Consider the following 18,657-nt stretch of genomic DNA (forward strand, 5'->3'; position numbering starts at 1 on the left):
AATTGACAGCAAAGAGGCAAGCCGGCGGCACAAGCAGCGCCCGACAGATGATCGGGCGCCAACAAGCAAAAATAGCAGCGACCCATGCCCAAGACTCCTCTTCCGCTGCACCGGATCCAGAAGCCGCCGATGACGCCGCAGCGGCTGCGGCGCCTGATGCTGATCGGCTCGCTGGTGCTGCTGGCGGTCTGCTGGATCGTACTGGCGATGCTCAAGCCGGCTACCCAGGGCAAGATCGTGATGACCGCCGGCGCCGAAGGCGGCATCTATCACAACTATGCGCAACGCTATGCGGAGATCCTCAAACGCGACGGCATCACGCTCGACATCCGCACGTCATCCGGCTCGGTGGAGAACTTCCAGCGCCTGCGTGAAGACGACAGCGAATTCCAGGTCGGCTTCATCCAGTCAGGCACCGGCAACAGCGAACAGGCGCCCGGCATCCAGACCATCGCCGCGATTTCGTATGAACCGATCTGGGTCTTCTATCAGGGCAACGCCACCTACGACCGCTTGTCGCAATTGCGCGGCAAACGCATCTCGCTGGGACTGCCGGGCAGCGGCCTGCGCATTGTCGCCAACGACCTGCTCACCGAAAACGGCATCACCACCAACAACTCCACGCTGGAAGAACTGGCCGGCAACAACGCCTACGAACAGCTGCTCAACAACAAGATCGACGCAGCCTTCTTCATCGGACGCGCCGACAGCCAGCTGATCCACACGCTGCTCAACAGCGGCATCAAGCTGATGAGTTTTTCGCAAGCCGATGCGCTGGTGCAAAAGTTTCCCTCGCTGTCGAAGATCACCTATCCGCGCGGCGCCACCAGCCTGATCAATGATCTCCCCTCCCACGACGTCACGCTGCTGGCCGCCACCGCCATGCTGGTGTCGAAGGAGTCGCTGCATCCGGCGCTGGCCTACCTGCTGCTCGACGCCGCCAACGTGATCCACAACGCGCCGGATTTTTTCACGCCGCGCAATTACTTCCCGAACCAGAACATCGAGGACTTCAACATCTCCGACGAGACGCGCCGCTATTTCAAATCCGGCCGACCGTTCCTGCAACGCTACCTGCCGTTCTGGCTGGCTAATTTCATCGAACGCCGCTTCACCATCCTGCTGCCGTTCATCGCGGTGCTGTTCGGCCTGATCCAGGCGGTGCCGCGCATCTATGAGGCCAGCATGAAAAAACGCCTGGTCGTGTGGTACAAGGAAATCCATCTGCTGGAAGAAGAGATCTGGAACACCCACGATCCCTCTGACGAAAAGCTCGCCGAGTGGCATGCCGAAATCGAGGAGATTGACGCCAACGCCAACCAGATTGACATTCCGCAACGCTATTACGGCGACGTCTATGCGCTCAAGCAAGCCATCCGCGTGGTGCGCGACCGCGTCAGCGAAGCTGCGAATCAACGAACAATAACAATGACACCTGCGTCTCCCCTATGAATTACACCCGCTTCTTCAACAGCCTCGTCACCCGCCTGGTCCTGTTCGGCACTCTGGTCGTGCTCGCCAGCGCGGTGGCGCGCTTTCATGTATTGACCAATTTCCTGCATGACGATCTCAGCGAAGTCGCCGCCGACCAGCAAAGCACGATCGCCAGTTACCTGGCGCAGGACATCAACTACCGCATCGTCGAACGGCGCCGCTTCCTTGAACAGCTGGCGCGCATGCTGCCGACGGAATTGCTGGGCCAGCCGGAAAAATTGCGTGCCTGGCTGCGCGAACGGCAAGAGCTGCAACCGCTGTTCTCCACCGGACTGTTTGTCACCGACGCCAACGGCGAGATCATCGTCGACTATCCTGCAGCAGTCGGCCGCCGCAATCTGTCGCTGGCGATTTTTCCGGATTTCCATCTGGCCAAGGAAGGAAAATTCGTCATCGGCGAACCGCTGCTGCCTGCGAACGGGCAATACCCCATCCTGCCTATGCTGACGCCGGTACGCGACGCCAGCGGCAAGTTTGTCGCCGTGCTGGGCGGCGCCACGGCGCTGGCGGCGACCGGCTTCCTCGATCATTTGCAGCAGGCGCGGCTGGGCGAGTCGGGCAGCTTCCTGCTGGTGTCTCCGGCCAAGCGCCTGATCCTTGCCTCCAGCCGTAAGGACCTGATTTTCAAACCGTTGCCCGATGTCGGCGTCGATCCCATGCTGGACAAGGCGGTCGACGGTTATCGCGGCAGCGGCGTCGGCGCCAACGGCAATATCGACGAGATCAAGGCCATCGCCGACGTGCCCAGCACCGGTTGGTTCGTTGTGGCGCGCCTGCCGGTGAAAGCGGCATTGCCGACCGTGGATCGGGTCCAGGCGTTCATCGTGCGCGGCGGTGCTGTGCAAGCTACGGTGATTTTCCTGTTGATCATTCTGGTCATCGTATGGTTCTTCCGGCCGTTGCGGCGCGCTGCCGACCAGGCCGAACGCATGACGCGCGGCGAGCTGATGCTGGCGCCGCTGCCGGTTTACCGCAACGACGAAGTCGGCCATCTCACCATGGCCTTCAACCGCCTGCTGTCACGCCTCAAGACGCATCAGTCGGAACTGCAGCACCAGGCGCATCACGACTTGCTGACCGGTTTGCCGAACCGGATCATGCTGGCCGAACGCATGCAGCAGGCGATTGCACAGACCCAGCGCGGGGTGGCGCTGCTGTTCCTGGACCTCGACGGCTTCAAGCCGATCAACGATACGCTCGGTCACAAGGCCGGCGACCAGGTGTTGCAGGAAATCACTCAGCGGCTGCAGAAAGTTGCGCGCCACAGCGACACACTGGCGCGCGTCGGCGGCGACGAATTCGTGCTGCTGGCGACCGACCTCGGCGCGCCGCTGGAACACGGTGCACGCGCGCTGGCGGAGAAATGCATCCGCGTCGTCGCTGAGCCGCTGCAGATCGGGCAAGGCGACTACAAGCTCGGCGTTTCGATCGGCATTGCCGTGTGCGAGACGTACTGCGATCCCGACATCCTGCTGCAAGCGGCCGACAAGGCCATGTACGACGCCAAAAACAAGGGCCGCGGCTGTTACGTCATCGCGCTCGTCACGGAAACGGCGGCGCAGACACCTGCCTGATCCTGCTTCGTTGCTGACGCCATTGCGCCAGCCGCTCAGTGAATCCCAGCACGAAGACAAAAAACACCGGCACAAAAAATACCGCGAGCACGGTGGCGCTGACCATGCCGCCGAACACGCCGGTGCCGATGGCGCGCTGCGTTTCCGCGCTCGCTCCGCCGGCCAGCATCAAGGGGAGCACGCCCAGCGCGAACGCCAACGAAGTCATCAGGATCGGCCGCAGACGCAGGCGCGACGCCTCTACCGCAGACTCGACCAGCCCCTTTCCCTGCGCGCGCAACTGCCGCGCGAACTCGACAATCAGGATCGCGTTCTTGGCCGACAAGCCCATGACCGTGATCATCCCGACCTTGAAGAACACGTCGTTGGGCATGCCGCGCAACACCACCGCCAGCACCGCTCCGAGCAGACCCAGCGGCACCACCAGCATCACCGACAGCGGGATGGCCCAGCTCTCGTACAGCGCCGCCAATACCAGAAACACCACCAGCGCCGACAAGGCCATCAGCATCGGCGCCTGCGCGGCGGATTGGCGCTCCTGCAAGGACTGGCCGGTCCATTCCAGCGCAAAACCCGGCGGCAATTGCGCCACCAGGCGCTCCATCTCAGCCATCGCTTCGCCGCTCGATGCGCCCGCCTTGGGCGCGCCGGAAATGCGTACCGCCGGATAACCCTGATAACGCACCAATTGTTGCGGCGATACGCCCCACACCGGCTTGACCAGTTCCGACAGCGACACCATGCCGCCGCCGGCGTTGCGCACGTGCAGCCTCATGACGTCCTCGACCTGCATGCGCGCCGAGGCGTCGGCTTGCACGATCACTTGCTGCATGCGCCCGGCGTTGGGGAAGTCGTTGACGTACAGCGAGCCCATGGCGCTGGACAAGGTTTCGTTGATGGCATTGAAGGAGACGCCCATCGCCTGCGCCTTGCGGCGATCGATTTCCAGGCGCACGCTGGCGCCGCTCGGAAGTTCCTCGGCATACACGTCGCCGACGATGCGGCTTTTCCTCGCCGCCTCCAGTAGGCTTGCCTGCGCCTCCTTGAGGGCTGCATAGCCCTGGCTGGCGCGATCTTCCAGGCGCATCGTGAAGCCCGATGAGTTGCCGAGTTCGTCGATCGCAGGCGGCAGCAGGCTCATGCTGACGGCATCGGCAACCGGCTCCATCGCCTTGCGCGCGTGCTCCGCTTCATCGGCCGCGGTGGCGCCGTTGCGCTGGTCCCAGTCCTTGAGCATGGTGTAGGCCATCGCCGCGTTGGGACCTGAACCGGCGAAGCTGTAGCCGAGGATGGACTGGTTGTTGTCGATCGCCGGCCGTGACGCCAGATGGCGTTCGAACACCTTGACCGCGTCGAGCGTGCGCTCGGCGGTGGCGTCCGACGGCAGCTGGATGGAGGTCATGAAATAGCCCTGGTCTTCTTCCGGCAGGAAGGCCGACGGCAACCAGGTGAAGGCCGTCGCCAGCGCGGCGACCAGCGCCGCGAACAGCAGCATCACCCAGCCGCTGCGTTTGAGCAGGCGCACCACGCCGTTTTCATAACGCTGCGTCATGCGTTCGAAACGCGCGTTGAACCAGCCGAAGAAACCGCGCTTTGCATGCGACTCCGGGCCGATCGGCTTGAGGATGGTGGCGCACAAGGCCGGCGTCAGCGTCAGTGCGAGGAATGCCGAGAACAGGATCGCCACCGCCATCGACAGCGTGAACTGGCGATAGATTTCGCCGACCGAGCCGCTGGCCAGCGCCATCGGGATGAACACCGCCGTCAGCACCAGCGTGATGCCGACGATGGCCCCGGTGATTTCACGCATGGCGCGCGAGGTCGCCTCCCTGGGCGACAGGCCTTCGCTCGCCATCAGGCGTTCGACGTTTTCCACCACCACGATGGCGTCGTCGACGATGATGCCAATCGCCAGCACCATGCCGAACATGGTCAGCACGTTGACGGAGAAGCCGGCCACCAGCATCACCGCGAAGGTGCCCAGCAAGGCGATCGGCGCGACGATGGCCGGGATCAGCGTATAGCGCACCTTTTGCAGAAACAGGAACATCACGAGGAAGACCAGCACCATCGCTTCGATCAGCGTGACGATGACTTTCTGTATCGATATCTTGACGAACGGCGCGGTGTCGAACGGCACCGAATACGCCATGCCGGCCGGCATCGTCTGCGCCAGCAACGCCATCTTCTCGCGCACTGCCTGTGCCGTGCGCACCGCATTGGCGCCGGGCGAAAGCTGAATCGCGGCGGCGGTCGACGGACGGCCATTCTCACGATTGGCGTAGGCAAAGCTTTGCGCGCCGAGCTCCACCCACGCGACGTCGCGCAGCAGCACCTGGGCGCCGCCGCTGGTGGAGCGCAAGACGATGTGCTCGAACTGCTCCGGCGTTTTCAACTGACCTTCGACAGTCAGCGGAATCGTCACGCGCTGGCCCGACCGCGCCGGCGAATCGCCCACGCGGCCCGGCGCGATCTGCGCGTTCTGCTGGCTGATGGCGCTGCTGACGTCACTCATCGACAACTTGTAAGCGATCAGTTTGGCGGGATCGACCCAGATGCGCATGGCGCGTTCGGCGCCGAACAACTGCACGCGGCCGACGCCGCCGATACGCCGCAATTCATCCACGACGTTGCGCGCCATGTAGTCGCCCAATGCCATCTCGTCGAACTTGCCGGACGGCGACGTCAGTCCGACCAGCATCAGGAAACCGGAGCCGGACGCTTCCACCGACAGGCCGTTCTGGCGCACCGCTTGCGGCAGGCGTGGCTCGACGGTTTTCAGGCGGTTCTGCACGTCCACCTGCGCCAGGTCGGGATCGGTGCCGGGCTTGAAGGTGGCGGTGATCTGCGCCGAACCGGAAGTGTCCGACGACGATTCGAAGTACAGCAGGTTCTTGACGCTGGACAGTTCGCGCTCGATCAGACTGACCACCGAGTCGTTCATCGACCGCGGCGTGGCGCCGGGATAGGTGGCGTAGATGCTGACGCTGGGCGGCGCCACGGTGGGATAACGCGCAATCGGCAACTGCGGCAACGCGATCAGTCCCAGCAAGATGATGAAAATGGCGACCACCCAGGCAAATACCGGGCGGTTGATGAAGAACTGCGGCATGCTTCTTTTCCTGTCGGGCGCGGTGGCCCTAAATCCATATGTTTGCGCGTTGGCGTTTAAGCGCGTCGATGTGCGGGAGCGGCACTTGGTGTGGTGGGCAATCCCGGAGAGCAGGAGGATAGTTACGACGGTGCATCCATTCCCTGCGTCCAGGCGGGATCATAGCCCCGACGCACGGAAAAAGATGTAGAAAAAGTGTGCATTCGCGGCAGTTTTCCAGGAACGCGGGCGGGATCAGGCGACCCGCGCAGCGCCTGCCTCGGCCTGTTCGCGATGCATCGAAGGTGGATGGGTTTCGAATTTCTTCCACACGCGGCGCAGTTGCCGGCTCGAATGGAAGCCGGCCTTCTCCGCCACATGTTCCATGTCGAACGGCGACTGTACCAGCAGGTCGCGCGCCAACGCGATGCGGATGCGATGAATGTAATCGACCAGGCTGTCGCCGGTATGTTCGCGGAACAACCGCGTGAGATGGCGCTCGCTGGTGCAGGCGATCTCGGCCAGCCGCGCCACGCTCCAGTCGCCGGCGGGATCCTTGATCACCGCGTTCTGCACGCGATGCACCGCCGGATGCAGGTGGTTGCGCGCCACCAGCCACGGCGACAATTGAGGATCGGCGCCGGTGCGGCGCATGTAGACCACCAGCGAACGCGCCACCGAGGCGCTGCAGGCGTGACCGGCGATTTGCGCCACGAGATGCAGCGCCAGGTCGATGCCGGTCGTGACGCCGGCGCTGGTGCAGAGGTCGCCGTCTTCGACGAAGATGCGGTTTTCCAGCACCTCGGCGGCGGGCGCAATACCGCGCAATTCCTTGATATGGCTGTGATGAGTGGTGCACTTGCGTTGCCCCAGCAGGCCCGCGTAACCCGCCAGCAACGTGCCGGTGCAGATGCACACCAGCTTGTGGCGTACGGTGCAATGCCGGCGCAGCCAGGCCACCACCAGCTGGTCGGCGGCGCTGCTGAAGTCGTCGTCACGGCCGACGCAGCCGCTCAGCACCAGAATGGCATCGTCCGGCAAGCCTTCCGGCAGCTCCTCGAAACCGCTGATGGTGAGGCCGACCGAGGTGCCCACTTCCCGATGCACGCTGATGAAATGCAGGTCGAAATACGGCGCGCGCCCTGATTGTTCGGCGAAACGGTTGGCGTAGCGCAAGACTTCCGCCGGACCGATCACGTCAAGCGTCAGCAGCGATTCCCGCAACAGGAAATAGACCGGGATGCCGGCGTCGGTGCTGGTGGAGGCGGCCATGGTTCCCTCTGATCGGTGACTGGATGGGGCTCATGTTACCGCATCGGCATCGGCCCCACGATGACGCGCCCGGACAATCACCGGACATATTCCGCCATCACGGTGAATGGCGAATGAGAATATGTGGATGTTGCCGCGCGGTCTTGTTGCCGTTCAGCGCACCGGCAGGAATTGCAGGAAGGAGCCGCCCAGCAGGTTTTGCACGTAACTGATGCCGGCGCGGCGATATTTTTCGGTAATGAATTCGGCCAGCAAGTCGAGGCGGCCGATGATCTTGCCAAACTCGCGCTCGAAACTGAGATTGCGTTCGGCAGCGTTGATCTCGTCGGACAGCAGCAGCGGCTGGCCGGCGGTGTTGCGGCGGTTGCTCAGCATCCAGGCCGCGGTTTCGATATTGCGTGCGGCGTTGTACAAGTACTGGGCGTCGAGGCCGTCAATCAGGAAGAACTCGATCTTGCCGCCGTGGGCGGTGACGATCATGTCGGCCGTGGCGTAGATGAAGGCGGCGACGCGGTCGCCCTTGAAATCCGGCGATAGCGCCAGCGCCATGGCAGCGATGTCGTGCTTGCCTTGCAGGTCGTCCCAGGTCTGGCGTTTTTCGACGGCCTCGCGTACGCGCTTGACGACCTCTTCGCGGCTGGCGCCGGTTTTTTTCCACTCGCCGGGATTGCGGCGGTAGAGCTTGTCCATCAGCAGGTAGAGGCTCTCAAGATTGGCGCGCATGGCCAGGGTGGCGACGCGGTTGGTGTCGGACTGCCCCATTTCGCGCGAACTGGCGGAAGCGCCTTTGACCTCGCCGCGCGGGGTGGGAGCAGATGAGCAGGCCGCCAGCAGCACGATGGCGAACATGGTGGAACAGGCGGCGGCGGTTGGTCTCATTTTTTGCATTCCGCTATGACTGCCGGAGAGTGAAATGAGTTCGGCGCCCATTTCGTCCGGCGAAGAAATCGGTCCCGGCCATGTGCATCGTACCTGTGGCGCACGTCGGGAAACTGCTTCGGCATCCAGAGAATCGAGGCAAGCATATAACGACATGCCGCGCATGCGTTGACATTTTCGTCGCCGGACATGGTTTTTTCATGCTGCGGACGCAAAAAAAGAGAGGCCGCAGCCTCTCTTCCAACATCCCTCCGTCAGCGCAATCAGGCTTGCGTCGGCAACTGCATCCCGGTCAGGTAACCGACCGTGGCGCCGAAGCGGTCTTTGTAGTTGGCGCGCACGAGCGGGTCCAGTGCATCTTTCACCTTGTCGTGCAGCGGTTTTTCCCAGTCGCCGGCGTGCTGGAAATTGCTCATCACGTAAGTCCAGCCGTTGATCTCGTCGACCGCATGCAAACCGGTCGATTCGGCGCCCGCCGGACACGACAGGACACGCGACAGCTGTTTCGTGTCGACGTTGTACGCCCACAGGAAATTATTCACGTGCATGCCGCTGTCTTCGCCGATGAACAGCGTGCGCAGCTTTTCGGAGAACTTGATGTTGTCCGGATTGGCGATCTTGTCGGCGTGGGCCAGGTTGCCGAGCGCGTCGGCCTGCTTCAGGTCCTCGCCCACCAGCGCGGCCGGCGGAGCCATGTCGACGGGCACCCAGGCGCTGTCGATGGCCGTGCCGGACAGGTCGTTCTGGCCGCCCTTCATGTTCAGCGCATAGACCGCGCCAGCCTTCGGACCCTGCACCTTGATGCCGCCGGAGCCGTCCAGCATCGAGGTCTGCACATAGGACATGGCCGAATAGGCGATCTTGTCTTTGGCGTTGACGGTGGTGCCCTCCATCTTGGTGAAACCAAGGCTGCCGCCCTTGAGCGCGGCGTAGCGATGCGTCTCGAGGAAGGCGGCGGCCTGCTCCATACCGGGCTTCAGCTTGACCCAGTTGGTCTTGCCGTTGAACGGGATCTTCGTATAGGAAGCATCCTGCGGATCGCTGGTCTTGACGTCCATGATATCGGCGGCCTTGAGCTTGTCGGCCAGCGCCTTGATTTCGGCGCTGGTCGCATGACCCAGACGCACCCAGCCGAGCGTACCGGCGCCGGGGCCAACGCCCGAGGTCTGGGTCCAGGTGGCGACGTACAGCGTGCCGGCCGACAGGTCGGCTGCACGGTCGGCGATGAACATGAACAGGCCGCCGTTGGTGGCGTCGTCGCCCATCAGCACGGTGCGGCGATCCGGCATGACCTGCACCAGCTCGTGCGAAATGCGGCCGAGGCAGTAATGCTTGACCACGCTGCCGCTGCCGTCGGCGTGCACCGTGATTTCCGGCAAATGGCCGTAGTGATAGGGATTGGCGCGGGTCGCGTCGCCAAACAGGTTCTTGCTGAAGGCCTGGAACTGCGGGTTGCCGGCGATGGCGGTGGCATCGGGTTCGTACTCTTCGCTCGACAGATGGGTATTCCATGGCGACAGGCTGGCGCCGCAGGTGATCCACAGGCCGTTGACGGCGGACGTATCGACATTGTGATACTTCACCAGCGAAAGCTTGCCGGTGGCCGGGTCCTGGTCCAGCGTCAGCACCGCGATCGGCGACGGCAACTGGCCGTACATCGCGGCCTGCTTCTGGTCGCGCGTGGTGTATTCGAACTGGACCACGGCGAACACCGTGTTGCCGTTGACGCCGGGCACTTGCGCGCCCTTCAGCGTCAGCAGCGAAGACCCATCCGGGCAATCCGAGAAAAAGTGACGCTCCTTGCCCGGCACCGAACGGTCGATGATGGGCTGGTTGTTGATGTCGTAGTAGCCGCCGGCCAGCAGCTTGCCGCCCTTGCCGTCCGGCACCATGTCGCCGGTCATGAAAAACGGCTGGTAGGTCAGCTGATAGCTCTGCTTCGCGCCGTCACGGAACACCACGTCCAGGCTTGAGGCCACGGTGGTGGTCGCCATGGCCGCAGGATTCGCCAGCGACGGCGCCGCCATGCCGCTGAACGAGGCCGAAGCGAAACCGCTGCGGTTGGATGCGGTGGCGCAACCGGCCAGCAGGCCCGATGCCGACAGCGTCAGCGGCAACAAGGGCGCACTTGCGAATACTTTGAGCAATTCACGGCGTTTGGGCTGGATTTCGGCGCCGTTTGACGTTGGCGTGCTGATCTGGCGGGAGGCTGATTTCATGGGCATTTTTCCTTTTTGACAATGTCTGACAGTTACCTGACGGAATCGCGTGATGCTAATCGTCCAACATGACGCCTTTGTGACAGGAGATATGCCGTTCCAGTCTTGTATAATGCGAGGTTTGGTTTGCAAAAGACATAATCATGGAAGCAGAACGCCTTAATTCCCTCCAATCCCTGCTGGACGACCTCGCGGTGCGTGCAGCTGAATTACGGAGGTATCTTTGACTTCGATGTGAAGTCGGAGAAACTCGATCAGGTCAACGGCGAATTGGAAGATCCGGAAGTCTGGAACGATCCCAAGCGCGCGCAAGACCTCGGCAAGGAAAAGAAATCCCTGGAAAACATCGTCCATACGTTGATCAAGATCGACGGCGACCTCAATGACACGCGCGACCTGTTCGCGATGGCGCGCGAGGAAAAGGACGAAGAGACGCTGGAAGCCATCGAAGCCGACGCAGAAACCATCAAGGGTCTGGTTGAAGGCATGGAATTCCGCCGCATGTTCAGCAATCCCATGGACCCGAACAACTGCTTCATCGACATCCAGGCAGGCGCCGGCGGCACCGAGGCGCAAGACTGGGCGTCCATGCTGCTGCGCCAGTATCTGCGCTACTGCGAACGCAAGGGCTTCAAGGCTGAAATCCTGGAACAGTCGGACGGTGAAGTCGCCGGCATCAAGACCGCCACGATCAAGGTCGAGGGCGAATACGCCTACGGCTTCCTGCGCACCGAAACCGGTGTGCACCGTCTCGTGCGCAAATCGCCGTTCGACTCCGCCAACGGTCGCCACACTTCGTTCTCGAGCCTGTTCGTCTATCCGGAAGTCGATGAATCCTTCGAGATCGACATCAATCCGGCCGACGTGCGCGTGGATACCTACCGCGCCTCCGGCGCCGGTGGTCAGCACATCAATAAAACCGACTCCGCGGTGCGCCTCACGCACGGCCCCAGCGGCATCGTCGTGCAATGCCAGAACGACCGCAGCCAGCACCGCAACCGCGCCGAGGCGTGGGACATGCTGCGCGCCAAGCTGTTCGAACTGGAACTGCGCAAGCGCATGAGCGAGCAGCAAAAACTGGAAGACTCCAAGACCGACGTGGGCTGGGGCCACCAGATCCGCTCGTACGTACTGGACCAGTCGCGCATCAAGGACCTGCGCACCAACTTTGAAATGGGCAACACCAAGGCCGTGCTGGACGGCGATCTGGATGGTTTCATTGCCGCATCGCTGAAACAAGGCGTCTGATCCGAATACTGATACTGATCCCCGCCGCAGCAGTACGCTGCTGCGGCGCAGATCGGCAGTCCGGTTCTTTCCCTGCCCATTCTTACTAACGAATTTCCGACATCATGACCACACAAAACGATAACGCCGCACAGCCACAGCAGCCGCCAGTAGATGAAAACGCCATCATCGCCGAACGCCGCGCCAAGCTCGGCGCGATCCGCGAACAGGGCGTCGCCTTCCCGAACGACTTCCGCCCCGAACACAACGCCGCCGCCCTGCATGCGCAATACGGCGAGCTCGACAACGAGGCGCTGGAAGCCAATCCGGTCAAGGTCTCGATCGCCGGCCGCATGATGTTGAAGCGCGTGATGGGCAAGGCTTCGTTCGCGACCTTGCAGGACGCATCGGGCCCGCGCGCCGATGGCCGCATGCAGCTCTACGTCACCAACGACGTCACCGGCGAAGCTGCACATGCCGCCTTCAAGCATTACGACCTGGGCGACATCCTCGGCGCCGAAGGCACGCTGTTCAAGACCAAGACCGGCGAACTGTCGGTCAAGGTGACCGGCCTGCGCCTGGTCACCAAGTCGCTGCGCCCGCTGCCGGACAAGTTCCACGGCCTGTCGGACCAGGAAACCAAGTACCGCCAGCGCTACGTCGACCTGATCATGAGTGAAGAAACGCGCCGCACCTTCAAGGCGCGCACCGCTGCGATGTCGTCGATCCGCCGCTTCATGGAAAAGAACGACTTCATGGAAGTCGAAACCCCGATGCTGCATACCATCCCCGGCGGCGCAGCAGCCAAACCGTTCATCACGCATCACAATGCGCTGGACATGCAGATGTTCCTGCGCATCGCGCCCGAGCTGTACCTGAAGCGCCTGGTGGTCGGCGGCTTCAACCGTGTGTTCGAAGTCAACCGCAACTTCCGCAATGAAGGCGTCTCGCCGCGCCACAATCCGGAATTCACGATGATGGAATTCTATGCGGCCTACGTCGACTACCAATGGCTGATGAGCTTCACCGAACAGGTGATCCGCCAGGCGGCCATCGATGCGCACGGCACCGCGACGCTGACCTACCAGGGCCGCGAACTGGATCTGGCCAAGCCGTTCCAGCGCCTGACCATCACCGGCGCCATCAAGAAGTACGCGCCGGAATACACCGACGAGCAACTGGGCGACATCGAGTTCCTGCGCACCGCGCTCAAGAAGTTCGGCGTCAAGACCGACCAGGCTCCCCTGGCCAAGGCCGGTATCGGCGCGCTGCAACTGGCGCTGTTCGAAGAAACCGCTGAATCGCAATTGTGGGAACCGACCTACATCATCGATTACCCGGTTGAAGTCTCGCCATTGGCGCGTGCCTCCGATACGGTGGCCGGCATCACCGAGCGTTTCGAGCTGTTTATCACCGGCCGTGAAATCGCCAACGGCTTCTCCGAGCTGAATGACGCCGAAGATCAGGCGGCGCGCTTCCAGGCGCAAGTCGCCGCGAAGGACGCAGGCGACGAAGAAGCCATGTATTACGACGCCGATTACATCCGCGCGCTCGAATACGGCATGCCGCCGGCCGGTGGCTGCGGCATCGGCATCGACCGCCTGATGATGCTGATCACCGATTCGCCGAACATCCGCGACGTCATCCTGTTCCCGCATCTGCGCCGCGAAGACTGACCGAAAAGCCCTCTTCCAAGCCGGAAAAACAGACAAGTCGGAAAGCGCCTACAAGGCCTTTCCGGCTTGTCCTACATTGAGATACAAGTTTTTACAACTGACACACTATCCGTCTTTTTTCCCGATGGCTTGTACTCCATAATCGCCTCACATCAACACCAATACGGAGAGGCCCATCATGGAAGTCGTCAAATCACCCAGCCGCATTCATCCCCTTGTCGCCACCGCTGCTGTCGCGGTGACGCTGGTCAGTCTGGTTGGCGTCGCTGCCATCACCGGTCTGCTGCCGACATCGAACAGCAGCGTCGCGCCGCAGCAGGCCATGACGGATGCGACCACCGCACCGCAATCGCCGCAACAGCTGCAGCAGGCGCAAAACAACCAGCAACCGGCGCCCAAGGCCAATTACGCCCAGCAAGCCCAACAAAACAGCAATAGCTACGGCAACCCTGCTCCGGCAGCGGTGGCGCGTTGCTCCAGCTGCGGCGAAGTGCAGGCTGTGCGCGCAATTCAGCACACGCCTAAAGCCAGTGGCGTAGGCATTGTGGCCGGCGCCGTGCTCGGCGGCGTACTGGGTAACCAGATCGGTAGCGGCAACGGCCGTACGCTCGCCACGGTCGCCGGCGCAGGCGCCGGTGGTTATGCCGGTAACGAAGTGGAAAAACACACCCGCACCACCACCAGCTATGTAGTCGACGTCCGTATGGAAAACGGCAGCGTCCGTTCCTTCCCGCAGTCGGGTGAAGGCTGGCGCGTCGGCGATCAGGTGCGCGTCGTGAACGGTCACCTGACCAGCCGCGGCTGATTGTTGACCGGCTGCATCGGGATGCAGCAACCTGCCGGATAGTACGTTCCGGTCTTGTTTTACAGTTGTTAAAAAGCCGTGTCTGCCCTGTGCCGACACGGCTTTTTTATGTCCTCGCTCATTACAAAACCGAATAAGCATTCAACTATTTATGCGTTCACGCTCTATTACCGTGCTGCTAGACTGATCGCTACTTCATTCATTCTTTTCATTCATTCTTACTCCCGTGATTCGCATCGAGCATCTCCACAAAAACTATCAAGTTGCCAACCGGGACATCACCGCACTGACCGATATCAACCTGCATATCGACGCAGGTGAAATCTTCGGCGTCATCGGCCGCTCAGGCGCCGGTAAAAGCACGCTGATCCGCACGCTCAACCTGCTCGAACGTCCGAGCTCGGGCAGCATCTTCATCGAAGGCGAAGACATCACGCGTTTCGACGGCGCGCAGCTGCATGCATTGCGCCAGCGCGTTGGCATGATCTTCCAGCACTTCAACCTGCTCAACGCCAAAACCGTCGCCGCCAATATCGACTGGCCGCTGAAGATCACCGGCAAGTACACGCGCGAACAACGGGCGGCGCGCGTCTCTGAATTGCTGGAGCTGGTCGGCCTGTCCGAACACCGCGACAAGTATCCTGCGCAGTTGTCCGGCGGACAAAAGCAGCGTGTCGGCATTGCACGCGCATTGGCGAATTATCCGCACCTGCTGCTGTGCGATGAAGCCACGTCCGCACTCGATCCGGAAACCACGCAATCGATCCTGCGCCTGCTGCTCGACATCAACCGCAAGCTCGGCCTGACGATTGTGCTGATCACGCATGAGATGCAGGTGATACGCAGCATCTGCGACCGCGTCGCGGTGATAGACGACTCCCGCATCGTCGAAAGCGGCAAGGTCACCGACGTGTTCCTCCATCCCCGGCATGCCGTGACACAAAAGCTGGTCGCCGAAAGCCACACCTTCGAACAGCAGGACGGCATCGGCCTCGAACATATCAAAGGCAAGGTGGTGCGCCTGACGTTTGTCGGCGACATCACTTACCAGCCGATCCTGACCAACATCACCGCCGCCACGCAGGCGGTGATCACCATCCTGCAAGGCACGATTTCGCGCATCAAGGACATCCCTTACGGCCAGTTGCTGGTGGAGCTCAACGGCAGCGACGAAGACCTCGCCAAGGTGTTCGCGCATTTCGATCACTATCGGATTCATCACGAGGTGCTGGCATGATCGACTTCTCCGTCATCGACTGGGGCGACATCGGCCAGGCCACGCTGGAGACGCTGGCAATGACCGGCTTGTCGCTGTTCTTCACCGTGCTGATCGGACTGCCGCTGGGCATCCTGCTGTTTCTCACCGCGCGCAAGCAATTGCTGGCGCAACGCGGGATATATCTGGTGCTGTCGCTGGCGGTCAACGTGCTGCGCTCGGTGCCGTTCCTGATCCTGCTGATCGTGATGATTCCGATCACCTTGCTGTTGGTCGGCACCTCGCTGGGCGTCGAAGGTTCCATTCCGCCGCTGGTGATCGGCACCGCGCCCTTCTTTGCGCGCCTAGTCGAAAACGTCTTGCGCGAAATCGACCGCGGCGTGCTCGAAGCCTGCCAGGCCATGGGCGCCAAAACACACCAGATCATTTTCGGCGCGCTGCTGCCGGAAGCCTTGCCCGGCCTGCTGGCCGCCGTCACGATCACCGCCATCACGCTGATGTCCTACGCCGCCATGTCCGGCGTCATCGGCGGCGGCGGCCTGGGCGACCTGGCCATCCGCTACGGCTATCAACGATTCCAGACCGAGGTGATGATCGTCACCGTCGCGGTCCTGGTAGTACTGGTGCAGTTACTGCAGTTCTTCGGCGATCGTCTGGTCCTGCATTTCACACGTAAATAAAAAAGGAGTAATACATGTCACGCAAATTGTCTCTTCTGCTCGCCACATCCCTGACCCTGTTCGCCGCCGCAGCACAAGCCGCCGACAAGCTGGTCATCGCCGCCACGCCGGTGCCGCATGCCGAGATCCTCGAATTCATCAAGCCGACGCTGGCCAAGGAAGGCGTCGACCTGCAGGTGAAAGTGTTCACCGACTACGTGCAACCTGCCGCCCAAACCAACGAAAAGCAAGTCGACGGCAACTTCTTCCTGCACCAGCCTTACCTGGATGAATTCAAGAAGAGCCACAAGAACGACATTGAAGTACCGGTGACCAAGGTCCACGTCGAACCGTTTGCCGCGTACTCCCAAAAATACAAGAAGACCGCCGACATCCCGAATGGCGCCACCATCGCCATCCCCAACGATCCGTCCAACTCCGGCCGCGCCCTGCTGCTGCTGGCCCGCAACGGCCTGATCAAACTGAAGGATGCGAGCAGCATCTCGGCCACGCAAAAAGACATCACCGACAATCCGAAGAAACTGAAATTCCGCGAGCTTGAAGCTGCAACGCTGCCGCGCGTGCTGAACCAGGTGGATGTCGCGCTGATCAACACCAACTATGCGATCGAAGCCAAGCTCAATCCGGTCAAGGATTCGCTGTTCATCGAAGATGCCAACTCGCCTTACGCCAACCTGCTGGTCGCGCGCACGGACAACAAGGACAGCGCCGCCATCAAGAAACTGGCTGCCGCCCTGAACTCGCCTGCCGTGAAGAAATTCATCGAGGAAAAATACAAAGGTGCGGTGGTGCCGGCGTTCTGATCGAGCCTTCTGCAAAGCCTGATGAAAAAGCCCGGCATGCCGGGCTTTTTTTATGCAGAATTAATTTGCGTGTTCGATCGAATTATTTTTATTAATCTGTTTCTTTTCAATGCTGAGGAATATCACGGGACTTCTGCGCTTGAATCTCGACAACATGCATCATAAGATCAGCCGGTGTTGTTGCAGGAAAGACCGTCCCACATGAACTACGCTCCCTTGTTCTCTTCCCCGGCGTCAACCGCCCGATTGCGCTTCAACCGATTATTCCCTTTCCTTTTTCTTGTCATCCTGCTCAGCACGCTTGCAGCAACCGCCTCCGCCCGCGACACCATCAAGAAGATCCGCGAAACCAGAACCATCGTCCTGTCGTTCATGGGAAGCGTGGACAATCTGTCGCCATTCGTGGTGATCGAGCCGGATGGCGAAGTCAGCGGCTATACCGTCGAACTCTGCCGCAAGATCATCCAGGGCATCCGCCAGGAACTGCGCATGCCGGACATCAAGATCCAGTACCTGCCCGTCAATGCCTCATCCCGTTTCACAGCATTGCTCGACAACCGCGCCGACCTGGAATGCAGCGTCAGCACCAACAACGCCGAACGCCGCAAGAAATTCGCCTTCACCATCCCGCATTTCTTCACCAGCGTGCGCATGCTGGTGAAAGCCGGATCCTCCATCAAGAACTGGAATGACCTGCGCAACAAACGCGTGGTGACCACACGCGCCACGGCGATGATTGATGTGATCAACAAGCGCAGCAACATTCGCTACCTCGACCTGACTGTGGTTGAACGGGATGGCGACCGGGAGTGTTTTTCGATGCTGGAGCACGGCATGGCCGACGCCTTCATCATGGATGAGATATTGCTATACGGCGCACGCGAGAATGCCGTCGATCCCGAGAAATTCGCCATCGTCGGTACACCGCTGTCGGTGGAACCCTACGCCATCATGCTGCGCAACGACGATCCGGAATTCAAGAAAATGGTCGACCGGCAAATGGCCAGACTGGCCAACAGCGGAGAAATCTACCGTCTCTATAATCGCTGGTTCATGCAACCGATCGGCCCCGACAAGCGCTCGCTGGACATGCCGATGAGTTATATCCTGCGCGACTCGCTGCGCTATCCGACGGACAAGATCACCAATTGACTTCATGGCGCCTGCCGCCAATGCTTCCGCTATCCACGGATGACAGGCGCAGCATGCATGGGGGGTTATCGCTGGAACGAACGCAGCTCGCAAGACGAATCGGCAAGTGCCTGAAAGCGCAAGGAATGACGAGGATGAGGTGGCCTGCCCTAAGGGAATCGAACCCCTAACCTATGGCTTAGAAGGCCATTGCTCTATCCGGTTGAGCTAAGGGCAGATCGGGGAATCAAGCAGAAATGACGGCGCTTGAAATCGTCTTCGGAAATGAAAACGGGCTGTCTTTCGACAGCCCGTTTATGTGTGGTCGGAGTACAAGGATTCGAACCTTGGCCCCCTTGGTCCCAAACCAGACCACACATTTTAGTGTCTTTATAAATCAAAGACTTGACTCTGTCCGTTTCAAGATTATAGCAGAGTTGTACCTATGACGGCACAGGAGAGTCGCGCAAAAGTCGCTCAATCTCGAATTTAGATCAGTCAGATTTTGACATCAATCATTGAATAGAAGGGGGGGGCCCACTCTCCCAACGGGAGTCGGTAGTGTTCTCTCAAAATTGAAAAAGCCCACA

General features: G+C 61.0%; 13 protein-coding genes and 1 tRNA gene. 9 read left to right on the forward strand and 5 right to left on the reverse strand.

Translation table 11 applies throughout. The features are described 5' to 3' along the window. The first annotated feature begins 84 nt into the window (after positions 1 to 84). Together F506_RS16895 and F506_RS16900 are read left to right on the forward strand one after the other, a co-directional pair. Positions 85 to 1,452, forward strand: coding sequence for a TAXI family TRAP transporter solute-binding subunit (locus F506_RS16895; RefSeq protein ID WP_053199336.1), 1,368 nt, complete (start codon positions 85 to 87; stop codon positions 1,450 to 1,452). Continuing rightward, positions 1,449 to 3,068, forward strand: coding sequence for a diguanylate cyclase domain-containing protein (locus tag F506_RS16900; protein WP_053199338.1), 1,620 nt, complete (start codon positions 1,449 to 1,451; stop codon positions 3,066 to 3,068). Before F506_RS16895 ends, F506_RS16900 begins: the two co-directional genes overlap by 4 nt. Here F506_RS16900 and F506_RS16905 read toward each other — a convergent pair. The 4 genes from F506_RS16905 to F506_RS16925 form a co-directional block, all read right to left on the reverse strand. Beyond that, a complete protein-coding gene (locus F506_RS16905; protein WP_053199340.1) occupies positions 3,037 to 6,180 on the reverse strand; it encodes an efflux RND transporter permease subunit in 3,144 nt (1,047 codons plus the stop codon). The two genes, F506_RS16900 and F506_RS16905, sit on opposite strands and share 32 nt — an antisense overlap. A 234-nt stretch (positions 6,181 to 6,414) precedes the next feature. Next, on the reverse strand, positions 6,415 to 7,431 hold the full coding sequence (locus tag F506_RS16915) for a GlxA family transcriptional regulator (RefSeq protein ID WP_053199343.1): 1,017 nt from the start codon (positions 7,429 to 7,431) through the stop codon (positions 6,415 to 6,417). A 153-nt stretch (positions 7,432 to 7,584) separates the two neighbouring features. Further along, entirely contained in the window at positions 7,585 to 8,310 is a 726-nt protein-coding gene (locus F506_RS16920; protein ID WP_053199345.1) for a hypothetical protein, read from the reverse strand. Between the two features lie 263 nt (positions 8,311 to 8,573). Further along, positions 8,574 to 10,529 (reverse strand): PhoX family protein, encoded by a 1,956-nt coding sequence (locus F506_RS16925; RefSeq protein WP_053199347.1) that lies wholly within the window; start codon positions 10,527 to 10,529, stop codon positions 8,574 to 8,576. 143 nt (positions 10,530 to 10,672) lie between these two features. Between F506_RS16925 and prfB the strand changes: the two genes are divergently transcribed. From prfB to F506_RS16960, 7 genes are all read left to right on the forward strand, one after another. Then, positions 10,673 to 11,777, forward strand: a protein-coding gene (gene prfB / locus F506_RS16930) for a peptide chain release factor 2 (protein ID WP_144424078.1) whose coding sequence is annotated in 2 segments (ribosomal slippage) — positions 10,673 to 10,753 and positions 10,755 to 11,777 — 1,104 coding nt in all. Because the reading frame shifts where the segments join, the coding sequence is not laid out codon by codon here. A 104-nt stretch (positions 11,778 to 11,881) separates the two neighbouring features. Next, a complete protein-coding gene (gene lysS, locus F506_RS16935) occupies positions 11,882 to 13,432 on the forward strand; it encodes a lysine--tRNA ligase (RefSeq protein WP_053199349.1) in 1,551 nt (516 codons plus the stop codon). Between the two features lie 178 nt (positions 13,433 to 13,610). Next, entirely contained in the window at positions 13,611 to 14,237 is a 627-nt protein-coding gene (locus F506_RS16940) for an outer membrane lipoprotein (RefSeq protein WP_083457971.1), read from the forward strand. A 226-nt stretch (positions 14,238 to 14,463) separates the two neighbouring features. Then, complete coding sequence (locus F506_RS16945) at positions 14,464 to 15,474, forward strand: methionine ABC transporter ATP-binding protein (RefSeq protein WP_053199353.1); 1,011 nt, start codon at positions 14,464 to 14,466, stop codon at positions 15,472 to 15,474. Beyond that, positions 15,471 to 16,133, forward strand: coding sequence for a methionine ABC transporter permease (locus F506_RS16950; RefSeq protein WP_053199355.1), 663 nt, complete (start codon positions 15,471 to 15,473; stop codon positions 16,131 to 16,133). The genes F506_RS16945 and F506_RS16950 overlap by 4 nt, the downstream gene beginning before the upstream one ends. Before the next feature lie 14 nt (positions 16,134 to 16,147). Further along, positions 16,148 to 16,936, forward strand: a complete 789-nt coding sequence (locus F506_RS16955) for a MetQ/NlpA family ABC transporter substrate-binding protein (RefSeq protein WP_053199357.1) — start codon at positions 16,148 to 16,150, stop codon at positions 16,934 to 16,936. A 201-nt stretch (positions 16,937 to 17,137) separates the two neighbouring features. After that, positions 17,138 to 18,088 carry an amino acid ABC transporter substrate-binding protein gene (locus F506_RS16960; protein WP_235471187.1) on the forward strand — a complete coding sequence of 317 codons (951 nt, stop codon included), beginning with the start codon at positions 17,138 to 17,140 and terminating at the stop codon, positions 18,086 to 18,088. A 140-nt stretch (positions 18,089 to 18,228) separates the two neighbouring features. Here the strand turns inward: F506_RS16960 and F506_RS16965 are convergent. Continuing rightward, positions 18,229 to 18,305 (reverse strand) — tRNA-Arg (locus F506_RS16965). Positions 18,306 to 18,657: the final 352 nt, after the last annotated feature.

It is taken from the genome of Herbaspirillum hiltneri N3, assembly GCF_001267925.1.
Lineage (GTDB): Bacteria > Pseudomonadota > Gammaproteobacteria > Burkholderiales > Burkholderiaceae_D > Herbaspirillum > Herbaspirillum hiltneri.

Excerpts from the sequence above, each read along its gene's own strand:
- F506_RS16895 (WP_053199336.1), top strand. The coding sequence starts at position 85 with ATGCCCAAGACTCCTCTTCCGCTGCACCGGATCCAGAAGCCGCCGATG.
- F506_RS16900 (WP_053199338.1), top strand. The coding sequence starts at position 1,449 with ATGAATTACACCCGCTTCTTCAACAGCCTCGTCACCCGCCTGGTCCTG.
- F506_RS16905 (WP_053199340.1), bottom strand. The coding sequence starts at position 6,180 with ATGCCGCAGTTCTTCATCAACCGCCCGGTATTTGCCTGGGTGGTCGCC.
- F506_RS16915 (WP_053199343.1), bottom strand. The coding sequence starts at position 7,431 with ATGGCCGCCTCCACCAGCACCGACGCCGGCATCCCGGTCTATTTCCTG.
- F506_RS16920 (WP_053199345.1), bottom strand. The coding sequence starts at position 8,310 with ATGAGACCAACCGCCGCCGCCTGTTCCACCATGTTCGCCATCGTGCTG.
- F506_RS16925 (WP_053199347.1), bottom strand. The coding sequence starts at position 10,529 with ATGAAATCAGCCTCCCGCCAGATCAGCACGCCAACGTCAAACGGCGCC.
- lysS (WP_053199349.1), top strand. The coding sequence starts at position 11,882 with ATGACCACACAAAACGATAACGCCGCACAGCCACAGCAGCCGCCAGTA.
- F506_RS16940 (WP_083457971.1), top strand. The coding sequence starts at position 13,611 with ATGGAAGTCGTCAAATCACCCAGCCGCATTCATCCCCTTGTCGCCACC.
- F506_RS16950 (WP_053199355.1), top strand. The coding sequence starts at position 15,471 with ATGATCGACTTCTCCGTCATCGACTGGGGCGACATCGGCCAGGCCACG.
- F506_RS16955 (WP_053199357.1), top strand. The coding sequence starts at position 16,148 with ATGTCACGCAAATTGTCTCTTCTGCTCGCCACATCCCTGACCCTGTTC.
- F506_RS16960 (WP_235471187.1), top strand. The coding sequence starts at position 17,138 with ATGAACTACGCTCCCTTGTTCTCTTCCCCGGCGTCAACCGCCCGATTG.